Origin of the sequence: Nocardia sp. NPDC058244 (genome assembly GCF_042882065.1) — a bacterium.
GTDB lineage: Bacteria > Actinomycetota > Actinomycetes > Mycobacteriales > Mycobacteriaceae > Nocardia.
In genome coordinates this window covers 1,267,615-1,292,989 of the sequence record NZ_JBHVWX010000001.1, presented here as the reverse complement: position 1 = coordinate 1,292,989, position 25,375 = coordinate 1,267,615, and the positions used below count along the sequence as shown (strand labels likewise).

26 protein-coding genes are annotated in these 25,375 nt (G+C 70.4%); 17 read left to right on the top strand and 9 right to left on the bottom strand.

Going from position 1 to position 25,375, the window contains the following annotated elements; genetic code table 11:
* Window positions 1–88 precede the first annotated feature (88 nt).
* Complete coding sequence (gene glgC, locus ACFVW6_RS06060; protein WP_357343197.1) at window positions 89–1,306, top strand: glucose-1-phosphate adenylyltransferase; 1,218 nt, start codon at window positions 89–91, stop codon at window positions 1,304–1,306.
* Here the strand turns inward: glgC and ACFVW6_RS06055 are convergent.
* Window positions 1,303–1,935 carry an O-methyltransferase gene (locus ACFVW6_RS06055; RefSeq protein WP_378823279.1) on the bottom strand — a complete coding sequence of 211 codons (633 nt, stop codon included), beginning with the start codon at window positions 1,933–1,935 and terminating at the stop codon, window positions 1,303–1,305. The two genes, glgC and ACFVW6_RS06055, sit on opposite strands and share 4 nt — an antisense overlap.
* A 374-nt stretch (window positions 1,936–2,309) precedes the next feature.
* Here ACFVW6_RS06055 and sigE point away from each other — a divergent pair, with 374 nt between their 5' ends.
* The 9 genes from sigE to ACFVW6_RS06010 all read left to right on the top strand — a co-directional run bounded on the left by sigE (window position 2,310) and on the right by ACFVW6_RS06010 (window position 9,445).
* The gene (gene sigE, locus ACFVW6_RS06050) at window positions 2,310–2,975 is read left to right on the top strand and encodes an RNA polymerase sigma factor SigE (RefSeq protein ID WP_378823281.1); all 666 of its coding nucleotides are present in this window, start codon (window positions 2,310–2,312) and stop codon (window positions 2,973–2,975) included.
* 59 nt (window positions 2,976–3,034) lie between these two features.
* Window positions 3,035–3,403: a zf-HC2 domain-containing protein gene (locus ACFVW6_RS06045; protein ID WP_218719897.1), complete on the top strand. Its 369-nt coding sequence runs from the start codon at window positions 3,035–3,037 to the stop codon at window positions 3,401–3,403.
* 10 nt (window positions 3,404–3,413) lie between these two features.
* On the top strand, window positions 3,414–4,949 hold the full coding sequence (locus ACFVW6_RS06040; RefSeq protein ID WP_378823283.1) for a S1C family serine protease: 1,536 nt from the start codon (window positions 3,414–3,416) through the stop codon (window positions 4,947–4,949).
* A gap of 34 nt (window positions 4,950–4,983) precedes the next feature.
* Window positions 4,984–5,409 (top strand): Sec-independent protein translocase protein TatB, encoded by a 426-nt coding sequence (gene tatB, locus ACFVW6_RS06035; protein WP_378823285.1) that lies wholly within the window; start codon window positions 4,984–4,986, stop codon window positions 5,407–5,409.
* Window positions 5,410–5,591: 182 nt separating this feature from the next.
* Entirely contained in the window at window positions 5,592–6,449 is an 858-nt protein-coding gene (locus tag ACFVW6_RS06030; protein WP_378823287.1) for a hypothetical protein, read from the top strand.
* Window positions 6,450–6,565: 116 nt separating this feature from the next.
* Window positions 6,566–7,138: a hypothetical protein gene (locus ACFVW6_RS06025; protein ID WP_355276354.1), complete on the top strand. Its 573-nt coding sequence runs from the start codon at window positions 6,566–6,568 to the stop codon at window positions 7,136–7,138.
* Between the two features lie 94 nt (window positions 7,139–7,232).
* Window positions 7,233–8,306, top strand: a complete 1,074-nt coding sequence (locus ACFVW6_RS06020) for an XdhC family protein (protein ID WP_378823290.1) — start codon at window positions 7,233–7,235, stop codon at window positions 8,304–8,306.
* A gap of 91 nt (window positions 8,307–8,397) precedes the next feature.
* Window positions 8,398–8,988 carry a TetR/AcrR family transcriptional regulator gene (locus ACFVW6_RS06015; protein ID WP_378823291.1) on the top strand — a complete coding sequence of 197 codons (591 nt, stop codon included), beginning with the start codon at window positions 8,398–8,400 and terminating at the stop codon, window positions 8,986–8,988.
* Between the two features lies 1 nt (window position 8,989).
* Window positions 8,990–9,445 carry a DUF6640 family protein gene (locus ACFVW6_RS06010; protein WP_378823293.1) on the top strand — a complete coding sequence of 152 codons (456 nt, stop codon included), beginning with the start codon at window positions 8,990–8,992 and terminating at the stop codon, window positions 9,443–9,445.
* Window positions 9,446–9,469: 24 nt separating this feature from the next.
* Here ACFVW6_RS06010 and ACFVW6_RS06005 read toward each other — a convergent pair whose 3' ends face one another.
* Genes ACFVW6_RS06005 through dapE form a run of 6 tightly spaced genes read right to left on the bottom strand, consistent with a single transcriptional unit; the run spans window position 9,470 to window position 15,734 of the window.
* Window positions 9,470–10,408, bottom strand: coding sequence for a glucosyl-3-phosphoglycerate synthase (locus tag ACFVW6_RS06005; protein ID WP_378823296.1), 939 nt, complete (start codon window positions 10,406–10,408; stop codon window positions 9,470–9,472).
* Window positions 10,405–11,415, bottom strand: coding sequence for a dihydropteroate synthase (gene folP / locus ACFVW6_RS06000; protein WP_378825554.1), 1,011 nt, complete (start codon window positions 11,413–11,415; stop codon window positions 10,405–10,407). Before folP ends, ACFVW6_RS06005 begins: the two co-directional genes overlap by 4 nt.
* Before the next feature lie 48 nt (window positions 11,416–11,463).
* Window positions 11,464–13,230, bottom strand: a complete 1,767-nt coding sequence (locus tag ACFVW6_RS05995; protein WP_378823298.1) for a long-chain-acyl-CoA synthetase — start codon at window positions 13,228–13,230, stop codon at window positions 11,464–11,466.
* 12 nt (window positions 13,231–13,242) lie between these two features.
* Window positions 13,243–13,803 (bottom strand): TIGR00730 family Rossman fold protein, encoded by a 561-nt coding sequence (locus ACFVW6_RS05990; RefSeq protein ID WP_355276364.1) that lies wholly within the window; start codon window positions 13,801–13,803, stop codon window positions 13,243–13,245.
* Window positions 13,800–14,603: a TIGR00730 family Rossman fold protein gene (locus ACFVW6_RS05985; RefSeq protein ID WP_378823300.1), complete on the bottom strand. Its 804-nt coding sequence runs from the start codon at window positions 14,601–14,603 to the stop codon at window positions 13,800–13,802. Before ACFVW6_RS05985 ends, ACFVW6_RS05990 begins: the two co-directional genes overlap by 4 nt.
* A 36-nt stretch (window positions 14,604–14,639) precedes the next feature.
* Window positions 14,640–15,734, bottom strand: a complete 1,095-nt coding sequence (dapE, locus tag ACFVW6_RS05980) for a succinyl-diaminopimelate desuccinylase (RefSeq protein ID WP_378823302.1) — start codon at window positions 15,732–15,734, stop codon at window positions 14,640–14,642.
* 264 nt (window positions 15,735–15,998) lie between these two features.
* Here dapE and ACFVW6_RS05975 point away from each other — a divergent pair, with 264 nt between their 5' ends.
* The 5 genes from ACFVW6_RS05975 (at window position 15,999) to ACFVW6_RS05955 (ending at window position 20,524) form a co-directional block, all read left to right on the top strand.
* The gene (locus ACFVW6_RS05975) at window positions 15,999–16,568 is read left to right on the top strand and encodes a hypothetical protein (RefSeq protein WP_378823304.1); all 570 of its coding nucleotides are present in this window, start codon (window positions 15,999–16,001) and stop codon (window positions 16,566–16,568) included.
* Between the two features lie 115 nt (window positions 16,569–16,683).
* Window positions 16,684–17,634 carry a 2,3,4,5-tetrahydropyridine-2,6-dicarboxylate N-succinyltransferase gene (gene dapD, locus ACFVW6_RS05970; RefSeq protein WP_378823306.1) on the top strand — a complete coding sequence of 317 codons (951 nt, stop codon included), beginning with the start codon at window positions 16,684–16,686 and terminating at the stop codon, window positions 17,632–17,634.
* Between the two features lie 156 nt (window positions 17,635–17,790).
* Complete coding sequence (locus ACFVW6_RS05965; protein ID WP_378823308.1) at window positions 17,791–18,870, top strand: NAD(P)/FAD-dependent oxidoreductase; 1,080 nt, start codon at window positions 17,791–17,793, stop codon at window positions 18,868–18,870.
* Window positions 18,846–19,733, top strand: coding sequence for an RNA polymerase sigma-70 factor (locus ACFVW6_RS05960; protein ID WP_378823309.1), 888 nt, complete (start codon window positions 18,846–18,848; stop codon window positions 19,731–19,733). The genes ACFVW6_RS05965 and ACFVW6_RS05960 overlap by 25 nt, the downstream gene beginning before the upstream one ends.
* A gap of 119 nt (window positions 19,734–19,852) precedes the next feature.
* Window positions 19,853–20,524 (top strand): molybdopterin-dependent oxidoreductase, encoded by a 672-nt coding sequence (locus tag ACFVW6_RS05955; protein ID WP_378823311.1) that lies wholly within the window; start codon window positions 19,853–19,855, stop codon window positions 20,522–20,524.
* 1 nt (window position 20,525) lies between these two features.
* Here the strand turns inward: ACFVW6_RS05955 and ACFVW6_RS05950 are convergent, their stop codons facing one another.
* A complete protein-coding gene (locus ACFVW6_RS05950; RefSeq protein ID WP_378823313.1) occupies window positions 20,526–21,956 on the bottom strand; it encodes an acyl-CoA synthetase in 1,431 nt (476 codons plus the stop codon).
* 113 nt (window positions 21,957–22,069) lie between these two features.
* Between ACFVW6_RS05950 and ACFVW6_RS05945 the strand changes: the two genes are divergently transcribed.
* Window positions 22,070–22,921, top strand: coding sequence for an oxygenase MpaB family protein (locus tag ACFVW6_RS05945; protein WP_378823315.1), 852 nt, complete (start codon window positions 22,070–22,072; stop codon window positions 22,919–22,921).
* Between the two features lie 92 nt (window positions 22,922–23,013).
* Complete coding sequence (locus ACFVW6_RS05940; RefSeq protein WP_355276379.1) at window positions 23,014–23,724, top strand: hypothetical protein; 711 nt, start codon at window positions 23,014–23,016, stop codon at window positions 23,722–23,724.
* Here the strand turns inward: ACFVW6_RS05940 and pruA are convergent.
* A complete protein-coding gene (gene pruA / locus ACFVW6_RS05935; protein WP_378823316.1) occupies window positions 23,721–25,352 on the bottom strand; it encodes an L-glutamate gamma-semialdehyde dehydrogenase in 1,632 nt (543 codons plus the stop codon). The genes ACFVW6_RS05940 and pruA overlap by 4 nt on opposite strands.
* Window positions 25,353–25,375 lie beyond the last annotated feature (23 nt).

Sequence of the window (25,375 nt, the reverse complement as noted above, 5' to 3'; positions counted from 1 at the left end):
CTGTCGGTGCCATAACTCACTGGTCCAAATTAGACCCTCGGGTCGACATGAGCCACCGTTGCGCCGCCCAGCCTGTACTTTGAGCAGGGTGAGGAGCCAGCCGCACGTACTCGGGATCGTGCTCGCCGGTGGCGAGGGCAAACGACTGTTTCCGCTCACCGCAGACAGGGCCAAGCCCGCGGTTCCGTTCGGCGGCGCGTACCGGCTGATCGATTTCGTCCTGAGCAACCTCGTGAACGCGGGCTACCTGCGTCTGTGCGTGCTCACCCAGTACAAGTCGCACTCGCTGGACCGGCATATCTCGCAGACCTGGCGGCTGTCCGGCTTCACCGGCGAGTACATCACCCCGGTGCCGGCGCAGCAGCGGCTGGGACCGCGCTGGTACACCGGCAGCGCCGACGCGATCATGCAGTCGCTCAACCTGATCTACGACGAGGACCCCGACTACATCGTGGTCTTCGGCGCCGACCACGTGTACCGGATGGACCCGGAACAGATGGTGGCCAGCCACATCGCCTCCGGCGCGGGCGTCACCGTCGCGGGCATCCGGGTGCCGCGCAGCGAGGCGAGCGCGTTCGGCTGCATCGACTCCGACGAGTCCGGCCGGATCACCCAGTTCCTGGAGAAGCCGGCGCACCCGCCCGGCACCCCCGACGACCCGAACATGACGTTCGCGTCGATGGGCAACTACGTGTTCACCACCCGGGTGCTGGTCGACGCGATCCGCGCCGACGCCGAGAACTCCGACTCCGACCACGACATGGGCGGCGACATCATCCCGGCGCTGGTCGCCGCGGGCAAGGCCGCCGTCTACGACTTCGCCGACAACGAGGTGCCCGGCGCCACCGAGCGCGATCGCGGCTACTGGCGTGACGTCGGCACCATCGACGCCTTCTACGACGCGCACATGGACCTGGTCTCGGTGCACCCGGTGTTCAACCTCTACAACAAGCACTGGCCGATCCGCGGCGCCGCCGAGAACCTGCCGCCCGCCAAGTTCGCCAGGGGCGGGCTGGCGCAGGAGTCGATCGTGGGTGCCGGCTCGATCCTGTCGGCGGCCACCGTCCGCAATTCGGTGCTCAGTTCCAATGTGATGATCGACGACGGCGCCACCGTCGAGGGCAGTGTGCTGATGCCGGGGGTCCGGATCGGGAAGGGCGCGGTCGTGCGGCACGCGATCCTGGACAAGAACGTGGTGGTCGGCGAGGGCGAGATCATCGGGGTCGACCTGGATCGCGACCGGGAACGGTTCGCGGTCAGCAACGGCGGGGTGGTCACCGTCGGCAAGGGCATCTGGGTCGGTTAGCAGCGCGAGGCGCAGAGCAGCCCGTCCCCGATCGGGATCAGCACGCTGGTGAGTTCGGGGTTCTCCGCGATCGCCCTGGTCGCCGCGCGCACCGCCTGGGTGGCCGGATCGCGCTGAGACTGGTCGGGCACGCGACCGCCGAGCAACGCGTTGTGCAGGATGAACGCGCCGCCCTCCCGGAGCAGCCGGACGCCCTGCTCGACGTAGTGCGGGTGCTCCATGGGCGCCGCGTCGACGAAGACGAGGTCGTAGGCGCCGTCGGCGAGCCGGGGTAGGACGTCGAGGGCGCGGCCGTTGATCAGCCGGGTGCGCGCGGGCGGGATCTCCGCGGTGCGGAAGGCCTCCTTGGCCGCGCGCTGATGCTCGGGCTCGGAGTCGATCGTGGTGAGCGTGCCGTCCTCGCGCATGCCGTCGAGCAGCCACAATCCGCTGATCCCGGCGCCGGTGCCCACCTCGACGACCGCGCGGGCGCCCAGCATCTGGGCGTACATGCTCAGCAGGGCGCCGACGGAGGCGGGCACGGGCACGGCGCCCAGCTCGGTGGCCCGCTCGCGCGCGTCGAGGAGGACCTCGTCCTCGACGACGGACTCCTCCACATAGGCCAGGTTCCGCTCCACGTTCGATGCCACAGCTATGAGGCTAGGGCACCGAACGGCTCTGTGTATTCAGCGAATGCGCCGATCCCGGTGAGTGTCGCGCACCGATCGAACAATTGCCGCGAGTTTGCGGAAACGTCACGAAGGGGCTGGAACTGCTGCTTTTCCCTTCTCCGGGGGACTAGGGTCGGTATCGGTAAGGATTCTCAGGTCACGCTCAGGATCTCCACATCTGACCCATATCGGGGCAGGAAATAGTTGCCCTACGCAAGGCCAGCCGATCGCGGCGGGTACGAGACGCGGGAACAACCTCACACAGTTGCTGGTTGATTCCGATAGCAAGGTTCGCTGACCCGGACCGGCGTGGTTTCGTGCCAGCGGTCCCGAGTAGGAGGTGTCCCATCCCGATGGTAGACACGGCGCGTCACGCCACACCGACCGATCAGACTCTCCCCGCCGATCTCTTCGCCGCCGAGGGCGAGCAGCTCGATGCCGAACTCACCGGCACCGCCGCCTTCGACGCGACTGGTGATCGCACGGTCATGCCCTCCTGGGACGAACTCGTCCGCGAACACGCCGACCGGGTGTACCGCCTGGCCTATCGCCTCTCCGGCGACGCGCAGGACGCCGAGGACCTCACCCAGGAGACCTTCATCCGGGTGTTCCGATCCCTGCAGAACTACCAGCCGGGCACCTTCGAGGGCTGGCTGCACCGCATCACCACCAACCTGTTCCTGGACATGGTCCGCCGCCGCAACCGCATCCGCATGGAGGCGCTGCCCGAGGACTACGACCGGGTGCCCGCCGAGGGCCCGACGCCGGAGGAGTCCTACCACGACGCCCGGCTGGATCCCGACCTGCAGAAAGCACTGGATTCGCTGGCGCCGGAGTTCCGCGCCGCCGTGGTCCTGTGTGACATCGAGGGCCTGTCCTACGAGGAGATCGGCGCGACGCTCGGCGTGAAGCTGGGCACCGTGCGCAGCCGGATCCATCGCGGGCGGCAGGCACTGCGCGAATACCTTGCGCATAATGGAACTGAGCAGCGGTACTCCGCTGACGCCTACGCAGGGTGACGCAGTTGTCGGCGTCACCGAGGCTCTCGGTTGATGTCGGTCGGAAGGAAGAACTCCGTATGAGCGTGGACCCCAGTGCCTCAGGTCGTACCCCGCGCTTTCAGCCCACCGAGCATCTGGCCAGCGAGGCGATCGCGGCCTATGTCGACGGCGAGCTGCGTATGAACGCGTATTTGCGCGCCGCCCAGCATCTTTCGGTGTGCCCGGAATGCGCGGCCGAGGTCGATGCCCAGCAGCAGGCGCGGATCGCGCTGCGCCGGGCCGCCGAGGTGGCCGTGCCGCGCAGCCTGCACGACAGCCTGACCCGGATCCCGCTGGCCGAACTGCCCGGCACGACGGCCGAGCCGCCGCGCCGTAACGAGGCATTTCTCGGATTCATCACCGATTCCTTCACCGCGACCCGGTGGACAACCTGGCGGCGCAAGTAGAGTCACGGGCGTGACAGGCGAATCGACGAATTCCGGATCGACCGAACACGCGGATTCGGCGGCCGACCGGGGGAACCTGCGGCCGTCGGACGCGCCGAACCTCGGCCCGCGTCCGGTGTACCGGCCGCACATCGACAGTCATACCGCGCACGCGTTCCGTCGCCCGAACGGCCAGACCGGCTCGTTCGCACCGCACGACCCGCAGCGGACGGGTCCGGCCGCCGACGCCGATCAGCTGGTCAGCCAGCGCCCGCCGGACGGCGTGCTGGCCGAGGCGTTCTCTCGTCCCGAGGGCTCCGACGAGCTGCTGCAGCGCGAACCGGGCTCCGACGAGCCGCGTACCGTCGTCGCCGGGCCGGTCGATCCCTGGCGTGATCCCGCCGCCGCCGCGCGCCTCGGCGCACCGGCGGTAGAGACCCCCGAACCCGAGCGCCTGCCCGTCGCCGCCAAGTTGACCGCCCGCGAGGTGCTCTTCGGCTCTCGGGTCGCCCCCAAGGCCCTGGCCCTGCTGGCCGTGCTCGCGCTCGGCATCGCCGTCCTCGGCGGACTGGTCGGGCGGATCACCGCCGAGACCGCGTCGACGCTGACCTCCCGCAAGGTCACCCTGGACCAGACCGCGGGCATCGAGGAGCCGCACAGCCGGATCGCCGCGGTGGCCAACGCGGTGCTGCCCTCGGTGGTCTCCATCCGGGTCACCGTCGGCGACAACGGCGCGACCGGCTCCGGCGTGGTCATCGACGGCGCCGGCTACGTGGTCACCAACAACCACGTGATCTCGATGGCCGCGACCGACAAGTCCGACCGCGCCGCCATCCAGGTGCAGTTCTCCGACGGCACCCGGGTCCCGGCCAAGATCGTCGGCCGCGATCCCAAGACCGACCTGGCCGTGCTGAAGGTGGAGGCCAAGAACCTGACGGTGGCCAATCTCGGCAAGTCCTCGGACGTGCAGGTCGGCGACGACGTGCTGGCGGTCGGTTCGCCGCTGGGCCTGAGCAAGACCGTCACCTCCGGCATCGTCAGCGCCCAGCACCGCCCGGTGAAACTGGCGGGCGAGGGCAGCGACACCAACGCCGTCATCGACGCCGTGCAGACCGATGCCGCGATCAACCCCGGTAACTCCGGTGGCGCGCTGGTCGACATGCAGGGCCGGGTGATCGGCATCAACACCGCCATCCGCAGCGAGACCGGCGGTTCGGTGGGCCTCGGCTTCGCCATCCCGGTCGACGTGATGCAGACCGTCGCGCAGACGCTGATCCGCGACGGCCAGATGCACCACCCGGTGATCGGCCTGAGCGCGCGCACCAAGACCGTCGCCAACGAGGTGATGAGCGGTGCCGCCGTCGCCGACGTGGCCCCCGGCAGCCCGGCCGCCAAGGCGGGCATCGTCGAGGGGGATGTCATCGTGAAGATCGGCGACCGTGAGGTCACCGGACCGGACGAGCTGGTCGTCGCCGTCCAGGCGCGCAAGATCGGGGAGACGGTGAACGTGCAGTTGATCCGGGATGGCAGGCAGGTGGACGTCCCGGTCACCCTCGAATCCGACTGAGCCGCGACCGCGCCGTCCAGGTAGCCTGGACGGCGTGTTCAGCAACATCGGGTGGAGCGAGATGATGATCCTGCTCGTCGCCGCCCTCGTAATCCTCGGCCCGGAGCGCCTCCCCGGCGCGGTCCGCTGGACCACGCGTTCCCTGCGCCAGGTGCGCGACTACGCCAGCGGCGCCACCTCGCAGCTCAAGGAAGAGCTGGGGCCGGAGTTCGACGAGCTGCGCAAGCCGCTGGCCGAGCTGAACGAGCTGCGCACCATGAGCCCGCGCGCCGCCGTCACCAAGCATCTGCTGGGCGGTGACGATTCGGTGCTGCGCGAGCTGGAGACCGCGGTGCCCGACAAGCAGCAACTGTTCGGCACGAGCAGCGGGATGCCGGGTGGATCGGGGTCGTCCGCGCCCTCGCTCGCCAAGCCGCTCGGGCACAACGAGCGCCCGCCGATCGACCTGGACGCCACCTAGATCGTCGGATCACACCGCACGGTCGGCATTTGCCCCGGGGTCGCGCAGCCCGAACACAGCCGCGCTCACCTCGAAATATTGTGATAGCGGACAAGTCGGGCAGGATAGCCCTTGTGCCGCAATACAGTTCGATGTCAACCGATATAGACACGGAATGCTGTCGAGCTGTCTAGACTTCGCACATGTCGGCCGATGACGTGGCACGAGTCTTCGCGATCGAGGACAAGGTCGAGAGACTCAAAGCAGCCACCGACGGGGTGGCGGCTGCCCAGCAGACCATCAACGAACTCACCAGGATCAGGCGCGCCGTGATCCGCGAACTCCATGCCGAGGGCTGGACGTTCGCCCGGATCGGCGCCGCCGCCGGCCTCTCGCGTGCGCGCATCCATCAGGTGAGCACCCAGGGACCGGTCCCCGAGGGCCTGTTCTTCGGGCACGGCTCGCTGACCGTGCTCGCGCCCGAGGTGCGCGCCGGACGGCTACTCGGGGCCCCCGATCCCGCCGCGGCCCAGCGGCTGGCCGAGCTGCTGCGCCAGCTGGGCTTCGTGGCGAACGTGGAGACCTTCCTGCCCGGCAGGCCGGTCGACCTCAATCGCGACGGCCTGGTGATCCTCGGCGGCCCCGAGCTGTCGCCCAGCCTGCGCCAGCTGGTCGTGGCCGATCCACGGCTGCGCCGGACCGTCACCCGCGCGGGCGACACCCGGCGCGGCATCGAGGACCGGGCCGCGCGCCGCGTCTACCGGCCCGGCGGCACCGAACCACACGACATCGCCTACCTGGCCCGGCTGCCCCGTCCCGACCGGCGCGGCAGCGTCATGCTGATCGACGGCCTGCATCCGCCCGGCTCGCTGGGTGCGATCCGATTGCTGGCCACCCGGCTCGCCACCCTGCACGAACGCGCCAGCAGCCACCTGTTCTCGGTCCTCATCGCGGTCAGATACGACCGCACCTCCGGCGAACCCGTGGATGCCGACCTGCTCACCCCGGTTTATCGCCACGAAACCGACCCCAGGTTGGCTACGACCCGGGTTCGTCCATAGTTAGATCTAAACTAAGCTCACTTTGTGATCTGCATCACGCTATTGTTATGCAGCACAGAACGACGACGATGTTTAGATTGCTAGCGAGTAACCGAATGTGAGTAGGTGAGCGTCACATGTTCTCGTCTCCCGAGGCCAGCGCGTGCCGGGTCCTGCCCGTGCGGACGGCAGGCACCCAGGATCCCCGACCCGTCCCGCCCTTCGAGGCCGAGTCGACCGCCGCCGACGTCATCGTCGCGACCCATCGCCTCACCTACAGCGACCGCCTGAAGGTCTTCATCGGCCCGCACGAGGACGTGGACAGCTTCCTGCGCCCGTTGCGCCGGATGGACGGCAGGCAGCGCTACGCGCTCGATCTGACCGTGCTGCCCGAGCCGATGCCCGCCACAGAGGTCACCACGGCGGTGAGTGGCGCCCGCGGCGATCTCGCGCTGCGCTGCGCGGGCTCGGCCGACGCGATGACCCTCCAGCTACGCATGACGATCGACCACGTCACCCGCCGCTACACCCTCGGTTTCCCCGGCGGCAGGCTCGGCCTGCCGACGGTCTACCTGCCGCACGGAGACGACGACACCTACGTCTATCCCGAAGAGGTCTTCACCGCCGAACGCGCGGCGGAGGTCTTCCGCGCGTTCTTCCACGACGCCGCGATCCCCGGCGACCTGCAGCACCGCGAGATCCTCGACTGAGCTCCGCTCGCCGCGCGCCGATGCTGCGCGATAGCTAGGCTGGTCAGCACGGTCACAACGGGCGAATCGGTGGCCGTGGAGAGGCCGGTGGGCGATGCGTGAGTTGTTCGGAGAAATCCTCGCGCTGCTGGCCGAGCAGCCCGTCGCGCTGGCCAGGATCATCGATCGGACCGGGCCGGGACCCCGCGACACCGGCGCCGCGATGGCGGTCGCCGCCGACGGGCGGGTGCTCGGGTCGCTGTCCGGCGGATGCGTGGAGGCCGCGGTCGTCACCACCGCGCGCCAGGTCCTGCGCGACGGCCACGCGAGCACCGAGCGCTTCGCCGCGGCCGACGAGTTCGCCGTCGGCCTCCCCTGCGGCGGTGAGATCGAGGTCTTCGTCGAACGCCTCGACGCGACCGACCTCCTCCTGGTCCACGCACTCGTCACCGCGCTCGCGGCACACGAACCGATCGCCTACGCCACCACCCTCGAGGCGACGCCGGACCGCAGGCTGCTGCACCCCGGCCGGGTCGAGCCGTGGCGCGACCTCGACCGGGACGCGGCCGCGCTGCTGGCCGGGGGTCACAGCGGTCTCGTCGGCGCCCAGGACTGCACCCCGGCCGCCGCCACCCGGCCGCGCGCCTTCGTCCAGGTCTTCCGCTCCCCCGCGCGGCTGATCCTGGCCGGGGCCAACGACTACACCAGGGCGCTCACCGTGGCGGCGGCCCAGCTCGGGTATCACGTCACCGTGGTCGACGCCCGCGAAACCTTCACCACCCCGGTCCGTTTCCCCGCGGCCGACGCGGTGGTCGTCGACTGGCCGCACCGGTACCTGGACGCGGAGCGGCGAGCGGGCCGGGTCGACGAGCGCACGGTCGTCTGCGTGCTCACCCACGACGCCAAGTTCGACGTCCCGATGCTGGCGAGCGCGCTGCGGCTGCCCGCCGTCGCCTTCGTCGGCGCGCTCGGTTCCCGCCGCGCCCACGCCGACCGCACCGCGCGCCTGCGCGAGGCGGGGCTCACCACGGCCGAGATCGCCCGTGTGCGTAGCCCACTCGGGCTCGACCTGGCCGCGCACACCCCCGAGGAGACCGCGATCTCCGTGCTGGCGCAGATCCTCGCCGAGCGTGGTGGTGCGTCGGTCCGGCCGCTGGCAGATCTCGACGGCCCGATCCACCGTCCCTGACCCGAATCGACGCCCGCCTCTGTTCTTGCCGCCCGAACTTCGATACAGTCTGTTTCATAGATTTGAAACAGTTTGTCTCACAGGAGGTTCTGTGCGCCCACCCGATCCCCGGACCGTGCGCAGTCGCGAGGCCGCGCTGGTCTCGGCCAGGGAACTCCTCGTGGAGCAGGGCCTGGCCGGGCTGACGCACAGCGCGGTCGCGGCGCGCAGCGGGATCAGCCGGGCCACGCTGTACCGCCTGTGGCCGGAGCCGACCGAGCTGGTGCGCGCCACCATCACCTGGCACATCACCTCGGCCCAGGCAGCGCCGACCGGTGACCTGCGCGCCGACCTGCTGACCCAGCTGGCGGGCACCCGCGCGATGCTGCACGAGCCCGCCAGCGAGCAGGCGATGCGGGTGCTGATCGAAAGAGCCGCCGTCGACCCGGCATTCGCGGCGGTCAAGGAGTCGCTGTACCGGTCGGGCACCCGGGTGGTGCGCGCGATCCTGACCGCGGCGGTCGATGGCGGCGATCTGCCCGCCGATCTCGATGTCGACCTGGCCGTCGACCAGCTGCACGGCCCGCTGTTCTTCCGCAGGCTCGTCGCCCACCGCACCTTCGACCTCGACTACGTCCAGGCGGTCGTCGACGACTTCCTGCGCCGCCCACCGAATCCCGCACACCAGCAAGGACCTTCGTGACATGACGACCACCGCCCCCGCAACCCGCTCCGTCCCACGGCTGCTCGCCGTCCTCGTCGCCCTCGTCACCGTCTTCGGCGCGCTACTGGCGGATTTCGTCATCCCGGCGAGCGCCGACCAGCACCTCGGCAACGCCGCCTGGCCCCCGCACGCGAAATTCCACGACGCCCAATACATCGTGATGTCGATCCTGCTCGGCGCCGTCGCCCTGTACCTGCTCCTGCGCGACACCACCCGATCCCGCTTCCTGACCGCCTGCGCCCTCCTCGCCATCCCCTGGCTGAGCCTGCTCGCCGCATTCCTGTTCCCCGGCACCGCCATTCAGGACCCCGGCTTCGACAACCCGGCACCCCTGGGCCTGCACCCCCAGGTCCTGTTGTCGCTGATCCTGCTGACCGTCCTGGCCGTCGCCGCCGCGCTCGTCGCCCGGCAGCAGACGGGCGCCCCGTCGAGGTGACGGGGCGCCCGGTGCGGTCGACGACTACGCCGCGACTTGTTCGGGGCGGAGGGTTTTCATCGGGGGGCGGTCTTCGAGGGAGACCTCGGTGGCGTGGGCGATGAATTCGCCGCCGATCATCGGGAACTGGGTGAGGGCGGCACCGGAGTCGATGACGCCGCTGCGGCCCAGCGCGGTGCCGAGGATCTGGCGGCTCATCACGCCGAGGTCGGCCAGCGGGCGGTTGCGGTGGGTGCGCACGCCCAGGTTGACCTGGGTGATGGCGTCCATGCCCATCTGGTCGTAGGTGTCGAGCAGCAGGCCGATCTCGACGCCGTAGCCGGGGGCGAACGGGACGGCGGTGAGCAGTTCGCGGGTGCCCGCGTACTCGCCGCCCAAGGGCTGGAGCACCTGGGACAGCTCGGGTCGCAGCGCCGCCAGCAGCGGGCGGGCGACGAGTTCGGTGACCCGGCCGCCGCCGTTGGCGTCGACGGACTCGCCCTGGCGCAGCGGACGGCGGTAGTAGGCCTTGGACAGGTGGGTGCCCGGCATGGTCAGCAGCGGGCCGAGCAGCTTGGGCACGAAGGCGGGGTCGGGGTCGATCAGGTCGGAGTCGACGAAGGCGATGAGGTCGCCGGTGGTGCAGGCCAGCGAGCGCCACAGCACCTCGCCCTTGCCCGGGACCGGCTCCAGCTCGGGCACGGCTTCCTCGCGGGTGATCACCTCGGCGCCCGCCGCGCGAGCGCGCTCGGCGGTGGCGTCGGTGGAGCCGGAGTCGAGCACGATCAGTTCGTCGACGAGTGTGCCGAGCAGCGGCCGGATACTGGCCACCACCGCGGCGACGGTGTCTTCCTCGTTCAGCGCGGGCAGCACCACCGAGACGGTGCGACCCGCCTTGGCGGCGACCAGGTCGCCGACCGTCCAGTCAGGGGTGTCCCAGGTGTGGGTAGTGGCCCAGGCGGGCTCGCGGTGTTGGATTTTCATGCCAGACCTCGCAGAGTTCGTGCGGGGGGCCGGATGCCCTGGATCGCGGCGATCATGTCCACCACCCGCCGGGTTTCGGCGACTTCGTGGACCCGGAAGATTCGAGCGCCCGCGGCGGCCGACCAAGCCGTCGCCGCCAATGTGCCCTCGACCCTTTCGGTCAGACCGACACCTAAAGTCTCCCCGATAAAATCCTTGTTGCTCAGTGCCATCAAGACTGGCCATCCGGTTTTTACAAGACCGTCGATTCCGCGCAACAACTCGAGCCCGTGATAGGTGTTTTTCCCGAAATCGTGCGTGGGATCGATCACGATCCCATCGCGCCGGACGCCGGCCGCGGCCGCGTTCTCCGCCGCGGCGACCACCGTCGCGGTCACCTCGGCCACCACATCGGTGTAGCGGACCCGGTGCGGGCGCGTCCGCGGAATCGCGCCGCCGGTATGACTGCAGACGAGGCCCGCCCCCAACTCGGCGGCCACGTGCACCAGCTCGGGGTCGGCGCCCGCCCAGGTGTCATTGACGAGATCGGCGCCGGCCTCGACCGCGCTGCGCGCGACATCGCCGCGCCAGGTGTCCACACTGATCAACAGGTCGGGATACTTCGCGCGAATCGCCGCGACGAACGGGACCACCCGCTGCGTTTCCTCGGCCGCGTCGACGGTGGCGCCAGGCCCGGCCTTCACCCCGCCGATATCGACCAGGTCGGCGCCCTCGTCGACCGCCCGCGCCACCCGGTCCATGGCGGCCTCGTCGCTGAACGTGGCGCCACGGTCGTAGAACGAATCGGGGGTGCGATTCACGATGGCCATGACCAGGGCGCGATCGGTCGCCACCGCCCGCCCACAAAACGTCGGGCTCGTCCGCCTCTCCGCGGTTTCTGCCGACGGCTCGGAGCTGGTCCGCCTCCCCGCGATTTCTGCCGACGGCTCGGAGCCGCTACTGCTTGTGCTCCGGGCAGGCGGTTGGTCGTGTGGTCGGGGTTCGGGCGTGCCCGACGAGTTACCCATGTTCATGCGAGATCAGACGTTACCTTGCTGTCGCGGGGCGAACCCGGGCTACCGAGGCGCTTGACCGGCCGCGACGTCGGCGGCGTAGCCGTCGTAGGCGGGGACGTAGCCGGTGGACGGGCCCGACAGGACGTACAGCCGGCTGTCGCTGTCGGGGGCGTAGCCCTGTTTGCGCAGCTCCACCTTGCGGCTCTTGAACGTCGAGGTCTGTTCCAGTTCGGGCACCACGCGGACGAACAGCGGGATCGCGTACATCGGCAGGCGCTGGTAGACGGTGGCCGCCAGCGACTTGCCGTCGAATTCCGTGCCGGGGTGCAGGGTGACCGCGGCCATGCCCGCCTTGCCGTCGGTGCCGGGGATGTCGACGCCGTAGACCACGGCCTGCTCGATGTTCTCGTCGTGGTCGAGCGCGCCCTCCACCTCGGTGGTCGCCACGTTCTCGCCCTTCCAGCGGAAGGTGTCGCCGAGCCGGTCGACGAAGGCGATGTGCCAGAAGTGCTGGTCGCGGACCAGGTCGCCGGTGTCGAACCAGCAGTCGCCCCGCTTGAAGCCGTCGCGGACCAGCTTGGACTCCGAGGCCCGCTTGTCGGTGTAGCCGTCGAAGGGCTGGCGGTCGTTCACCTTGGCCAGCAGCAGGCCGACACCGCCCGAGCGCACCCGGCGCAGCTTGCCGTCGCGCCCGCGCTTGGCCTTGCCGGTCTCGTCGTCGTACTCGACGACGGCGTAGGGCAGCGGGCACAGGCCGGCGGTCCGGTCGAGACCGAAGGCGTTGACGAACGCCAGCGGCGCCTCGCTCGACCCGTAGAACTCCACCACCCGGCCGATCCCGAACCGGCGGCGGAACTCGTCCCACAGCTCCGGCCGCAGCCCGTTGCCGACGGCCAGGCGCACCCGGTTGTTCCGCTCGGCCGGGCGCACCGGCTGATTGAGCAGGTAGCGGCACAGTTCGCCGATGTAGATGAACGCGGTGGCGCGTTCGCGGGCGATCTCGTCCCAGAAGCCCGAGGCCGAGAACTTGCGGCTGAGCACATAGGTCGACTCGCCCGCCAGCACCGCCGACAGCGCGACCGTGAGCGCGTTGTTGTGATACAGCGGCAGGCAGCAGTACAGGCCGTCCTCGGCGCGCAACCGCACCCCCAGACCGCCGAGCCCGGCCATGCTCTTGGTCCAGCGGTGGTGGGTCATCACGCTGGCCTTGGGCAGGCCGGTGGTGCCGGAGGTGAAGATCAGGAACGCGCGTTCGCCCGCGGTCACCTGGGCGCACACCGCCGGGTCGGCATCCGGTGCGGTGCGGGCGGATTCGGCCAGTTCCTCGGCGGCGAGCAGGTTCTCGGCGGGCGCGGGCAGCGAGTCCAGCGCCTCGTCGCACTCGGCGCCGACGACGGTGAGCACGCTGTCGAGCAGGCCGATGCTGTGCGCGAGCACCTGATCGCGCTGGTTGTAGTTGAGCAGGCCGACGGTGCCGCCGAGCTTGAGCACCGCGAGCACGGTGAACAGGGTCTCGGGCCGGTTGGTCATCAGCACGCCGACCACGTCACCGCGGCGCACCCCGCGCGCGGACAGCACCGACGCGTACCGGTTGACCTCGCTGTTGGCGGCGCGATAGGTGTAGGAGCGGCCCTCGAACCGCAGGAACACCCGATCGGGCCTGCGGTGCGCGACCCGCTGGAAGTACAGGCCGATGGAGGCTTTGTCCTTGGGCCCCACCAGCATTCCGCGCGCGTTGCGCAGCATGCCCGGCGCGTCGAGCGCCATCGCGGGCAGCGCCTTGGCGAGGTCGAACACGCTGACGGTCGAGCGGGCGTCGTTGCTCACGTCGAATATCTCCTAGCCCTCGGCCGGTGCGGCCGGTTCCAGCGCAGCGAAGGCGGCGGGCAGATCGGTGACCACGGTGATGCGGTCGCGCGCCTGCTGCGTCACGATTCTGCGTTCGTACAGTTCGTCGATCCAGCGGAAGAGCCCGCCGTAGAAGTCGTCGGCGTCCAGCACCACCACGGGTTTGGCGTGTTCGCCGAGGTAGCCGCCGGTCCAGGTCTCGAACAGTTCCTCGAGGGTGCCGACCCCGCCGGGCAGCGCGAGGAACGCGTCGGCGCGCGCCTCCATCAGCTGCTTGCGCTGGCGCATGGTGTCGGTGACGAGCAGTTCACCCGCGTCGACATCGGCGACTTCCTTGTGCACCAGGTGTTTCGGGATCACGCCGACGGTGTGTGCCCCACCCGCGCGGGCCGCGGTGGCGACCGCGCCCATCATCGACACGTGGCCACCGCCGGAGACCAGTTGCCAACCGCGCCGGGCGATCTCGGTGCCCACGCGGGCGGCCAGGCTGATCAGGCCGGGATCGGTGGTGCTGGCGGAACAGTAGACGCAGACGGAGTAGGGGGCGCTCACCACTGGTCCTCGGTGCCGAGGCGCTCGATGTCGGCGTGATCGCCGGTCTCGCCGCGGATGATCCGCACGACCTCGTCGACACTGTCGGTGATCTGGATCAGGTCGAGGTCCTCCGGGGAGATCTTGCCCGAGACCGCCATCGTGTTGCGCAGCCAGTCGACCAGGCCGGACCAGTAGGCGCTGCCGAACAGGATGATCGGGAACCGGGTGATCTTGCGGGTCTGCACCAGGGTCAGGGCCTCGAACAGTTCGTCGAGGGTGCCGAAACCGCCGGGCAGACAGACGAAGGCCTGCGAGTACTTCACGAACATCGTCTTGCGGACGAAGAAGTACCGGAAGTTGATGCCCAGGTCGACCCACTCGTTGAGCCCCTGCTCGAACGGCAGCTCGATGCCGAGCCCGATCGAATAGCCGCCCGCCTCGGAGGATCCACGGTTGGCGGCCTCCATCGCGCCGGGGCCGCCACCGGTGATCACCGCGAAGCCCGCGTGCGAGAGCGCGGCGCCGATCTCCCGGCCCGCGATGTACTCGGGATCGTCGCGGTGCGTACGCGCCGAACCGAAGACGGTCACCGCGGGCGGCACCTCGGCCAGCGCGCCGAAACCCTCGACGAACTCGGCCTGGATCCGCAGCACCCGCCACGGATCGGTGTGCACCCAATCGCTGTCCTGCCGGGAGTCGAGCAGGTTCCGGTCGGCGGTCCGCATGCCCTGCTTGCGATTGCGCCGGAACATCACCGGCCCCCGGAACTTCGCCGTGGATTTGACCTTCCCGGCCTGATCAGCGGAATCGGTAGACATACCCCCACGCTACTGGGTCGGGTCGAACACCAGTCGTCAGCGGGCTGACAGGTAGGTGCGCAGCATCGCGGTGACGGCGGTGATCTGGCTCAGCGGCACGTGCTCGTCGCGCTTGTGCGCGAGATTGGGGTCGCCGGGACCGAAGTTGACCGCGGGGATGCCGCGCGCGGCGAAGCGGGAGACGTCGGTCCAGCCGTATTTGGCGCGGACCCCGCCGCCGCCGTGGGCGTTGACCGAGTCGATCAGGGTGCGCGCGGCGGGCGCGGTGAGGCCGGGCAGCGCGCCGGGCGAGGAGTCGGTCACCACGAACTCGACGTCGAGTCCGGCGAAGACCTCACGCACATGCGCGACGGCCTGCTCCACGGTCCGATCGGGCGCGAAACGGAAGTTCACATCCACCTCGGCGACATCGGGCACCACATTGCCCGCGACCCCGCCGGAGACGCGCACCGCCGACAGTCCCTCGCGGTACACGCAGCCGTCGATGTCGACCTCGCGTGCCGTGTAGGCCGACAGCCGCGCCAGCACCGGCGCGAGACCGTGGATGGCGTTCTCGCCCAGCCAGGCCCTGGCCGAGTGCGCGCGCACCCCCGAGGTGGTCAGCCGGACCCGCAGCGTGCCCTGGCAGCCCGCCTCGATCCAGCCGCCGGAGGGCTCGCCCAGGATGGCCAGGTCGCCGTCGAGCCACTCGGGAAGCTCGCGCTCGATATGACCGAGGCCGTTGAATTCGGCGGCGATCTCCTCGCCGTCGTAGAAGATCAGCGTCAGATCGTGGGCCGGGTCGGCGATGGTCGCGGCCAGATGCAGGAACACCGCGTCGCCGGACTTCATGTCGACGGTGCCGCAACCGAACAGCACCGGCTCGCCGCCGACCTCGTCGGGGCGGCTCGGCACATTGTCGGCGATCGGCACGGTATCGAGGTGACCGGCCAGGATCACCCGGGTCGGCAACCCGCGCTGGGTACGCGCCAGCACCACGTTGCCGTGCCGTAGCACTTCGAACCCGGTGGCCTGCTCCCGTAATGCCTGCTCCACCAGATCCGCGATCTTGGCCTCGTCGCGCGACACGCTGGGAACGTCGACCAGGGCGGCGGTCAGCTGAATGGGGTCGGCATGCAAATCGAGAGTCACATCTCGACAGTAGTACGGACGCCGATCCGACTCGCGGGTTCGCCGGACCACGCGGCCGAATCCCCGTGTCGGCATAATCATTACCCGAGCGAATTAATGGCAAATATTACGATTGTTTGACGATGAACCCCCTTGCGCGGCAGTGAAATTCCACCGCGCTAGCGTTCGTTCGCCGCCTTTTCCGGGCGGTCGAGAATACGGAGGGATTCACACGAAATGAAGTTCGGAAAGATCACTACCGCTGCATTCCTGGCGATCACCGCGATGGGGATTACCGCGGCCACCGCCAACGGTCAGCCCGCCGTGGCGACCGAGCAGCCCGCGGTAGTGGCTGCGGGGGGCGCGACTTCCGGTACTACCCACGGGATCAACTACACGACCTCGGTGTCGCCCGCGGACAAGACCATCACCTGGGCGGTCGACAGCGGCCGGTTCGAGGTCGCCGCCGACGGCTCCGCCGTGCAGCTGCGCACCCAGGACGGCGTGACCGTCGACCAGGCGCCGCTGCGCTCCGAGGTCGCCGGGCTGCCGATCGCCGTCACCCCGCAGATCAGCGAGGACGGCCGCACCGTGAAGCTGGCGGCGGCGATGACGCCCGAGGACACCACGAAGCTGCAGAGCGTCGCGAACGCGAAGGACATCAGCTCCTACGACCGGCTGATGGAGCAGGTCAACAAGAACCTGCCCGGCATCGTCATCGGCGCGGTCATCGGCGCGTTCTTCCCGTTCCTGTGGCTGTTCACCATCCCGGCCGGCGCGCTGATCGGCGGCTACGTGATGGGTGGCCAGGAATTCCTGGACGCCGTGATCGCGTTCGCCACCGGCCAGCCCTGATCCGACCCGGTGAGACGCGCGGGTGCGCGGACGTTCGACGTCCGCGCGCCCGCGTTCCGCGTCCGCCCCGGGGGTGGCCGACACAAAGCGCCGCGGAACCGGCAAAATGAACTCCGTGAGCATTCAGGGAGCAACTGCAGTCGGTATCGCGAACGTGACCTCGGACGGCACCGTCCTCGACACCTGGTACCCCAGCCCCGAGCTGGGCGAATTCACCGAGACCGGCTCCAAGCGCGTCGACGCCGCCGAGGCGGGCGAGTTCGCGGAGCTGCTCGGCATGGACGCGGCGCGTGGCGTCGAGGTGATCGCGGTGCGCACCACGATCGCGGACCTCTCGGCCGCCCCGGTCGACGCGCACGACGTGTACCTGCGCCTGCACCTGCTCTCGCACCGCCTCGTGCAGCCGCACGGCCTGAGCCTGGACGGCCAGTTCGGCCTGCTCAGCAATGTGGTGTGGACCAACCACGGCCCGTGCGCGGTGGACGGCTTCGAGCAGACCCGGCTGAAGCTGCGCGCCCGCGGCCCGGTCACCGTGCTCAGCGTCGACAAGTTCCCGCGCCTGGTCGACTACGTGGTGCCCTCGGGCGTCCGGATCGGCGACGCCGACCGGGTCCGCCTCGGCGCGCACCTGGCCTCGGGCACCACCGTCATGCACGAGGGCTTCGTCAACTTCAACGCGGGCACCCTGGGCAATTCGATGGTCGAGGGCCGCATCTCGGCCGGCGTCGTCGTCGGCAACGGCACCGACGTGGGCGGCGGCGCGTCGATCATGGGCACCCTGTCCGGCGGCGGCACCCAGGTGATCTCGGTGGGCGAGCGCTCGCTGCTCGGCGCCAACTCCGGTCTCGGCATCTCGCTGGGCGACGACTGCGTGATCGAGGCGGGTCTCTACGTCACCGCGGGCACCAAGGTCACCGGCCCCGACGGCACCGTGGTCAAGGCCGCGACCCTGTCCGGCCAGAACAACCTGCTGTTCCGCCGCAACTCCACCACCGGCGCGGTCGAGGTCGTCCCGCGCAAGGGCACCGGCATCGAGCTCAACGCGGCGCTGCACGCCAACGACTGAGCGAAGCTCCCCGGCGGCCCCGTACTCGCGAGAGTGCGGGGCCGCCGTCGTCTCCGGACCCGCACCGCCGAGCGACTGTGACCCGCATCACCATCACAAACCGGGTCCCTGCCCCATCACATGGTCGAACGCAGAAACCGACGGCAGGAGACAGAGATGAACATCGTGGTGGTCGGGGCAGGGTACGCGGGCACCGTCGCGGCGAACAGGCTGGCGCGCAAGGCCGGGGACGCGCGGATCACGGTCATCAATCCACGACCGGATTTCGTCGAACGGGTGCGGCTGCACGAGCAACTCGCCGGGACCGGCTCGGCGGCGACCCCGCTCGCCGAGATGCTCGGTGCCGGGATCGCGACGCGGGTCGCCGGGGTCGACAAGATCGGCGACGGTGCCGTCACCCTCGACGACGGCACCACCCTCGGCTTCGACCACCTGTTCCTCGCGGTCGGCAGCACCGCGCGGCCGCTGCCCGGCTCGATCCCGATGGGCACCTGGGAGGGCGCCGAGCAGGCGCGCACCGCCCTCGCCACCCTCCCGGCGGGCGGCCGCGTCACGGTGATCGGTGGCGGCCTGACCGGCATCGAGACCGCGGCCGAGATCGCCGGCGCCCGGCCGGACCTGCGGGTCCGGCTGATCGGCGCGGAGCTCGGCGCGAGCCTGTCCGGCGGCGGACAGCGCAGCGCGCGGGCGGGGCTGACCCGGCTGGGCGTGGAGATCGTCACCGACGAGGTCGAGCGGATCGAGGCAACGACGGTGTGGCTGCGCTCCGGCGACCCGCTCGAATCGGACCTGACCCTGTGGGCGGTGGTGTCGACCGTGCCCGACCTGGCGGCCCGCAGCGGACTCGCGGTCGACGCCGACGGGAAGGCCCTGGTCGACCCGTATCTGCGCAGTGTGACCGATCCCCGGATCTTCGCCGTCGGCGACTGCGCCGCCGTGCCGGGTCAGCGTATGGCCTGCGCCACGGCCGCACCGCAGGGCGCGCACGCGGCCGATACCCTGGCCAGGGTGATCGAAGGACGTGCGCCACGGCCCTATTCGATGGGGTACACCGGCCAGGCACTGAGCATCGGCAGGCGCGGTGGCATCGTGCAGACCGGACGCCTGGACGGCACCGCCCTGCCGCTGCACGTCAGCGGCCGTCTCGCCGCGATCGTCAAGGAACGCATCAATCGCTACGCCGCCTACGCCGCCCGCACCGGCAACAGCGTGTGGCTGCCGGGCCCGACCCGGTGACCGACGAGTTCGCCGAGAACCGCAGGCTGCTGTTCTCCATCGCCTACGAGATCCTCGGTTCGGTCGTCGACGCCGAGGACGTGCTGCACGACAGCTACCTGCGCTGGCGCGAGGTCGACCACGCGAGCGTCGACAATCCGCGCGCCTACCTGGCCCAGATCGTCACCAGGCAGGCGATCGGCGTGCTCCGCTCGGCCGCGCGCAGGCGCGAGGAGTACATCGGGCCCTGGCTGCCCGAGCCACTGGCGGCGGAGTCCGAGGGCGGGGTCGAGCACGTGCTGACCGGCGAGGCGGTGACCACCGCGATGCTGCTCGTGCTGGAGACGCTGACGCCGGTGCAGCGCGCGGTCTTCGTGCTTCGCGAGGTCTTCGCGTTCAGCTACGCCGAGATCGCCGCGGCCGTCGGCAAGTCCGAGACCGCGGTGCGGCAACTGAACCAGCGGGCCAGGGCGCGCGTGCACGCCAAGCGGCACACCGTGATCGCGACCCCGGCCGAGGCGCAGTCGGTGGTCGAACGGTTCTCGATCGCGGCGGCCACCGGCGACGTCCAGGCGCTGATGGACGTGCTCGCCCCCGACGTGGTCTACATCGCCGACGGCGGCGGTGTGGTCAACGCGGTGCGCAGGCCGGTCCTCGGCCCGGACAAGGTGGCCCGGCTCGTCATCGGCCTGCTCCAGAAGGGCGACCGGCTGGGCGAGATGGGCGTGCGGGTCGGCGTCTTCAACGCGATGCCCGGCGTGGCGGTGACGATCGACGGCGTCCTCGACCAGGTGACCTCCATCGAGGTCACCGACGGCGTCATCACCGCGGTGTACTGCGTGCGCAACCCCGAAAAGCTCGGCGCGGTACGGATTCCGGGGTGAGGCCGGGTCGGACGGGCGCGTCGGGACGCACGGTGATGTAGGACTCGAGTGCCTCGACGCCGCCTCGGCGACCCGCTACGCTGATCAAGTATACGGAGCCGTATATCTGGAGGATCGTCATGGCACTCCCCCCTGGTCAGCGCGCGGTCGAGGGATTCCCGCGCTTCGGTACCCACCTCCATCACCCGCCGCCGCCGGTGCCCGCCCACCCGACGATCGAACTCGGCGGCGAGCTCACCGAGCCGGTCTCGCTCTCGCGGGCCGATCTCGCCGAGCTCCCCCGGCGCACCGAGCTGGCCGACTTCCACTGCGTCGCGGGCTGGTCGGCCACCGGACTGCGCTGGGAGGGCATCCCGTTCGCCACGTTCTACCGGGAGGTCGTCGAGCCGCGGCTGCGGCCGGGCGCGGCCATCAGCCACGTCGTCTTCGCCGGGCTGGACGGCTACCAGTCGATCGTCCTGCTCGACGACGCCCTGGCCGCGGACGTGCTCATCGCCGACCGGCTCGACGGGCAGCCGCTCGACAGCGACCACGGCGCGCCGATCCGGCTGGTGAGCCCGAGCCAGTACGGCTTCGTGAACACGAAACACCTGTGCCGCATCGAGTTCCACGTCAGCGAACCGCCCGACCCCGAACGGTTCTCACCGATCGCGGCGCACCGCCGCGCCCGGGTGTGGGCGGAGGAACGACACCGCTACCTGCCCGGTCGGGTGGTGCGGCCGATCTATCACCGGCTGATCGGGCCGATCCGGGCGCTGAGCGCCCGCGGCAGCAGCACCCGACGGGCCTGAGTCAGCCGAGCAGCTTCTTCTGCACCTTGCCCATGGCGTTGCGCGGCAGCGTGTCGACGAATCTGACCTCGCGGGGCCGCTTGTGCGCCGAGACCTGGTCGCCCACATGGGCGATCAGCGCGGCGCCGAGCTCGGCGGACCCGCCCTCGCGCGTGACGACGAAGGCGACGACGCGCTGGCCCAGATCGTCGTCGGGCAGGCCGACCACGGCGACCTCGGCGACCGCCGGATGGCCGAGCAGCGCGGTCTCGATCTCGCCGGCGCCGATCCGGTAGCCGCCGGACTTGATGAGGTCGATGGACTCGCGCCCGACGATGCGGTGGAAGCCGTCGGGGTCGATGACCGCCACGTCACCGGTGCGGAACCAGCCGTCCTCGGTCCAGTCCGCGGCGGTGGCGTCGGGGCGGTTGAGATAGCCGTCGAACAGCATCGGCCCGCGCACCTGGAGCGCGCCGATGCTCTCGCCGTCGTGCGGGACCGCGGCGTCGGACTCGTCGCGCAGCCGGGTTTCGACCCCGCGCACGGGCGTGCCGACCCAGCCCGGCCTGCGCTCGCCGTCGGCGCGGGTGGACAGCGTGATCATGGTTTCGCTCATGCCGTAGCGCTCCACCGGCGCCTGCCCGGTGAGCTCGGCCAGCTGCTCGAACACCGGCACCGGCAGCGGCGCGCTGCCCGACACCAGCAGCCGCGCCTTGCCCAATTGCCGTGCCAGCTCGGGCTGTTCGACGACGCGTGACCACACCGTCGGCACGCCGAAGTACAGGCTGCCGCCCGCCGCCGCGTAGGCCTGCGCCGTCGGCTTGCCGGTGTGGATCACCGGGCTGCCGACCCGCAGCGGGCCGAGCAGGCCGAGGATCAGCCCGTGCACGTGGAACAGCGGAAGCCCGTGTACCAGGGTGTCTTTCCAGGTCCAGCCCCACGCCTCGGCGAGCGCGTCGAGACCGGCGGCGATGGCGGCGCGGCTGAGCAGCACGCCCTTGGGCGCGCCGGTGGTGCCGGAGGTGTAGAGGATGAAGGCCGTCGACGCGGGGTCGGGCTCGGGGTAGGTGTGCCAGGACCGCGCGTGCAGCCGCACCGGCACCACCGGCAGCCCGGTCCCCTCGGGCGCGGCGCCGAGCCAGGCCTGCGCACCGGAATCGCGCAGGATGTGCTCGAGTTCGGCCGCGCCGGAATCGGGTGGCACCGGCACCACCGTCACCCCGGCGATCAGGCAGCCGACGACGGCGAGCACGGTGCGCACGGTCGGTTCGGCCAGCACCGCGACCCGGTCGGCGCGGGCGATCCGCTCGGCCACCGAGGTCGCCGCACCCAGCAGATCGGAGCGCGACAGAGTGGCATCATCGATGGTGACGGCGTCGGGAATGTCGGCACCGGCGGCGACGGCGATCGGATCGAGCGAGGCGAGCAGCAGCGGCGGCGGACCGTAAGGCATCCGTCCACGCTAACGCGGCGCGGTTCGGCGGTCGCGCGCCGCCGTCCGTTGACTCCCCGACGACATGATGAGACATTCGTCATATAGTTCTCTCACCGATGAAGGGGTCAACGATGACCATCCTTGCTCGCGCACGTTCGGGTCGCACCGAACCGGCGGAATTCGACATCCGGGACTACGTCGACGGTTCGACCGCCTTCTGGGGCGCGACCGCCAACGTGATCATGCAACTGAGCCTCGCGCCCGTCGGCTACGGCGTCGCGGAATCCCGGGTCCACAGCGGCAGCATCATGAAGCACCCGGTGAAGAGAACCCGCACTACCCTGACCTATCTGTCGGTCGCGCTGATGGGCGACGACGCCGATCGCGCCGCCTACCGCACCGCGATCAACGGCGCGCACAAGTACGTCCACTCCACCGCGGACAGCCCGGTGAAGTACAACGCCTTCGACCGGAAACTCCAGCTGTGGGTGGCCGCCTGTCTGTACTGGGGCGCGGTCGACGTGATGGCCCGCATCTACGGCCCCACCGACGACGAGATCGCCGACACCTTCTACGAATACGCCCACCACCTGGGCACCACCTTGCAGGTGCCGAAGGAGATGTGGCCCGCCGACCGCGCCGCCTTCGACGCCTACTGGACCGAGCATCTGCCGCAGGCCCACATCGACGCCACGATCAAGGCCTACTTCGACGACCTGCTCGACCTGAAGATGGTCAGCCCGGCCCTGCGGCTGCCGTTCGCCCGGTTCCACCGCTGGTTCACCACCGGCCTGCTCCCCGCCCACCTCCGCGACGAGATGGGCATGACCTGGACCGAGCGCGACGAACGCGCCCTCAACCGGCTGATGCGCGCAGGCGGCAAGGTGACCGGCAGGCTGCCGCGGGTGGTCCGCAACTTCCCGTTCAACCTCACCCTGGCCGACATGCGCCGCAGGCAGCGCCGGGGCAAGCCGCTGATCTGACCGGTCCTGCCGCGCGCCTTCCGCGCCGACCTGCGACGTTCGGGTTTCATACCCACGATCGGATCGCCGTCGCACAGAACCGGAGGACGCTCATGAGCAGGCGAACAGTGATGTGGTGCGTGGCGGCGGCCGCCGCCGGTCTGGTGATCGGCGCGCCCGCCGCCAACGCCGACGAGGACCCGGCCACGGTGCCGTCCCGGACGGCGCTGTCGGTGCGGACTCCCGGCGGATTCGCCTGGGGGACGGCCAACGAGCACGAAACACGGTCGGCGCTGTCGATGTCGAAGCTCTACATCGTCGACTACGCGCTGCGCCACGGCGACGGCGCGCCGGAGGACCGCGCGCTGGCCGAACGGATGATCCGCGACTCCGACGACGGCGCCGCCACCCAGCTGGCGAACAAGTATCCCCAGGCCATCGAGGCCACGGCGAGCGAATACGGGCTGCGCGCGACCCACGGCACCGCCGACTGGGGCCGTTCCAGCACGAGCACCGCCGATCTCACCGAGTTCCTGGTCACCAAGCAGCGCACCGATCCCGGCTCGCCGATCTTCGGGTGGATGTCGGGCGCGAGCAACACCGCCGCCGACGGCACTCCCCAGAACTGGGGCACCGCCCAGCTGCCGGGGGTGCAGGGCAGCAAGTGGGGCTGGTCGGACCTGGATGCTCCCGAGGTGGCGTCGGCGTCCTTCGGCACCGGATTCTCGGTCGCCGCGCACACCTACGGCACCCCGGCCGAGCAGTCCGCCGACGTGCTCGACGCGCTGCCCGCGGTGATCCTGAAGCTGGTCAGCGGGCGCTAGTCCATGTGCGGGTAGCGGTAGTCGGTCGGCGGGACGAAGGTCTCCTTGAGCACGCGCGGGGCGACCCAGCGCAGCAGGTTCAGCGGGGAGCCCGCCTTGTCGTCGGTGCCGGAGGCCCTGGCACCGCCGAAGGGCTGCTGGCCGACCACCGCGCCGGTGGGCTTGTCGTTGACGTAGAAGTTGCCCGCCGCGTAGCGCAGTGCGGCACTCGCCTTCTCCATCACCGCGCGGTCGCGGGCGAAGACCGCGCCGGTGAGCGCGTACGGCGAGGTCGAGTCGACCTCGGCCAGCAGGACGTCGAAGGCGTCGGGCGCGTCGTCGTCGTAGACGTACACCGACAGGATGGGCGCGAAGTACTCGGTGCGGAAGGCGTCGTCGTGCGGGTCGTCGGCGAGCAGCACCGTCGGGCGGACGAACCAGCCGACGCTGTCGTCGTAGGTGCCGCCCGCGGCGATGGTGAGGCCCGCGTCCCTGGCGCGCTCGATGGCGGCGACGCCCTTGTCGTAGGCGCGCTGATCGATCAGCGCCCCACCGAAATTCGCGAGGTCGGCGACGTCACCGTAGGTCAGCTCCTCGACCGTGGCCAGGAACTTCTCCCCCATCGTCCGCCACAGCGAGCGCGGCACGTAGGCGCGCGAGGCGGCCGAGCACTTCTGGCCCTGGTATTCGAACGCGCCACGAATCATGGCCGTGGCCAACGCGTCCGGGTCCGCGGAGGGATGGGCGAGGATGAAGTCCTTGCCGCCGGTCTCCCCGACCAGGCGCGGATAGCTGTGGTAGCCCGCGATATTGGCGCCGACCTGCTGCCACAGGTAGCGGAAGGTCTTGGTCGAGCCGGTGAAGTGGATGCCGGCCAGGCGCGGGTCCGCGAGCGCGATCTCGGAGAGGTCGCGGCCGTGGCCGGTGACCAGGTTGATCACGCCGGGCGGCAGCCCGGCGGCGACCAGGATCCGCATCGTGACCCAGGCCGCCAGGGTCTGCGACGAGGACGGCTTCCAGATCACCGTGTTGCCCATCAGCGCGGGCGCGGTGGGCAGATTGCCCGCGATGGCACTGAAATTGAACGGGGTGATCGCGTAGACGAAGCCCTCCAGCGGCCGGTAGTCCATCCGGTTCCAGACGCCGGGACCCGACTGCGGCTGCCCCTCGAGGATCTGGCGCGCGTAGGCGACATTGAACCGCCAGAAGTCGACCAGTTCGCACGGCGCGTCGATCTCGGCCTGCACCGCCGACTTGGACTGCCCGAGCATGGTGGCCGCGGCCACGGTCTCGCGCCACGGTCCCGACATCAGATCGGCGGCGCGCAGGAAGACCGCGGCCCGCTCGTCGAAGGACATCTCCCGCCACTGCGGCGCCGCCCGCACCGCGGCCTCGATCGCGTCGCTCGCCTCCTCGTGCGTGGTGTCGGTGTAGGTCCCCAGCACCAGCGACCGCCGGTGCGGCGCCACGATCCCGTGCCGCTCACCGTCCCCGCTCCGTTCCTGCCCGCCGATCAGCAGCGGCACGTCGACACACTCCCCCGCGATCTCGGCCAGCCGCGCTCGCAGCCGCTCCCGCCCCGCCGTCCCCGGCGCGTACGACTGCGCCGGCTCGTTCGCGGGCACCGGAACCACCGTGACAGCGTCCATACCCCGAGGCTATCGCCGCGGCC

What these genes read in the sequence shown, in the direction of transcription:
- ACFVW6_RS06045 (WP_218719897.1), top strand. Translation starts at nt 3,035, where the DNA reads ATGAGCGTGGACCCCAGTGCCTCAGGTCGTACCCCGCGCTTTCAGCCC.
- ACFVW6_RS06025 (WP_355276354.1), top strand. Translation starts at nt 6,566, where the DNA reads ATGTTCTCGTCTCCCGAGGCCAGCGCGTGCCGGGTCCTGCCCGTGCGG.
- ACFVW6_RS06005 (WP_378823296.1), bottom strand. Translation starts at nt 10,408, where the DNA reads ATGAAAATCCAACACCGCGAGCCCGCCTGGGCCACTACCCACACCTGG.
- ACFVW6_RS06030 (WP_378823287.1), top strand. Translation starts at nt 5,592, where the DNA reads ATGTCGGCCGATGACGTGGCACGAGTCTTCGCGATCGAGGACAAGGTC.
- ACFVW6_RS05975 (WP_378823304.1), top strand. Translation starts at nt 15,999, where the DNA reads ATGGGGATTACCGCGGCCACCGCCAACGGTCAGCCCGCCGTGGCGACC.
- sigE (WP_378823281.1), top strand. Translation starts at nt 2,310, where the DNA reads ATGGTAGACACGGCGCGTCACGCCACACCGACCGATCAGACTCTCCCC.
- ACFVW6_RS05940 (WP_355276379.1), top strand. Translation starts at nt 23,014, where the DNA reads ATGAGCAGGCGAACAGTGATGTGGTGCGTGGCGGCGGCCGCCGCCGGT.
- ACFVW6_RS06020 (WP_378823290.1), top strand. Translation starts at nt 7,233, where the DNA reads ATGCGTGAGTTGTTCGGAGAAATCCTCGCGCTGCTGGCCGAGCAGCCC.
- ACFVW6_RS05985 (WP_378823300.1), bottom strand. Translation starts at nt 14,603, where the DNA reads ATGTCTACCGATTCCGCTGATCAGGCCGGGAAGGTCAAATCCACGGCG.
- ACFVW6_RS05965 (WP_378823308.1), top strand. Translation starts at nt 17,791, where the DNA reads ATGAACATCGTGGTGGTCGGGGCAGGGTACGCGGGCACCGTCGCGGCG.
- ACFVW6_RS05945 (WP_378823315.1), top strand. Translation starts at nt 22,070, where the DNA reads ATGACCATCCTTGCTCGCGCACGTTCGGGTCGCACCGAACCGGCGGAA.
- pruA (WP_378823316.1), bottom strand. Translation starts at nt 25,352, where the DNA reads ATGGACGCTGTCACGGTGGTTCCGGTGCCCGCGAACGAGCCGGCGCAG.
- ACFVW6_RS05955 (WP_378823311.1), top strand. Translation starts at nt 19,853, where the DNA reads ATGGCACTCCCCCCTGGTCAGCGCGCGGTCGAGGGATTCCCGCGCTTC.
- folP (WP_378825554.1), bottom strand. Translation starts at nt 11,415, where the DNA reads ATGGGTAACTCGTCGGGCACGCCCGAACCCCGACCACACGACCAACCG.
- ACFVW6_RS06010 (WP_378823293.1), top strand. Translation starts at nt 8,990, where the DNA reads ATGACGACCACCGCCCCCGCAACCCGCTCCGTCCCACGGCTGCTCGCC.
- ACFVW6_RS05950 (WP_378823313.1), bottom strand. Translation starts at nt 21,956, where the DNA reads ATGCCTTACGGTCCGCCGCCGCTGCTGCTCGCCTCGCTCGATCCGATC.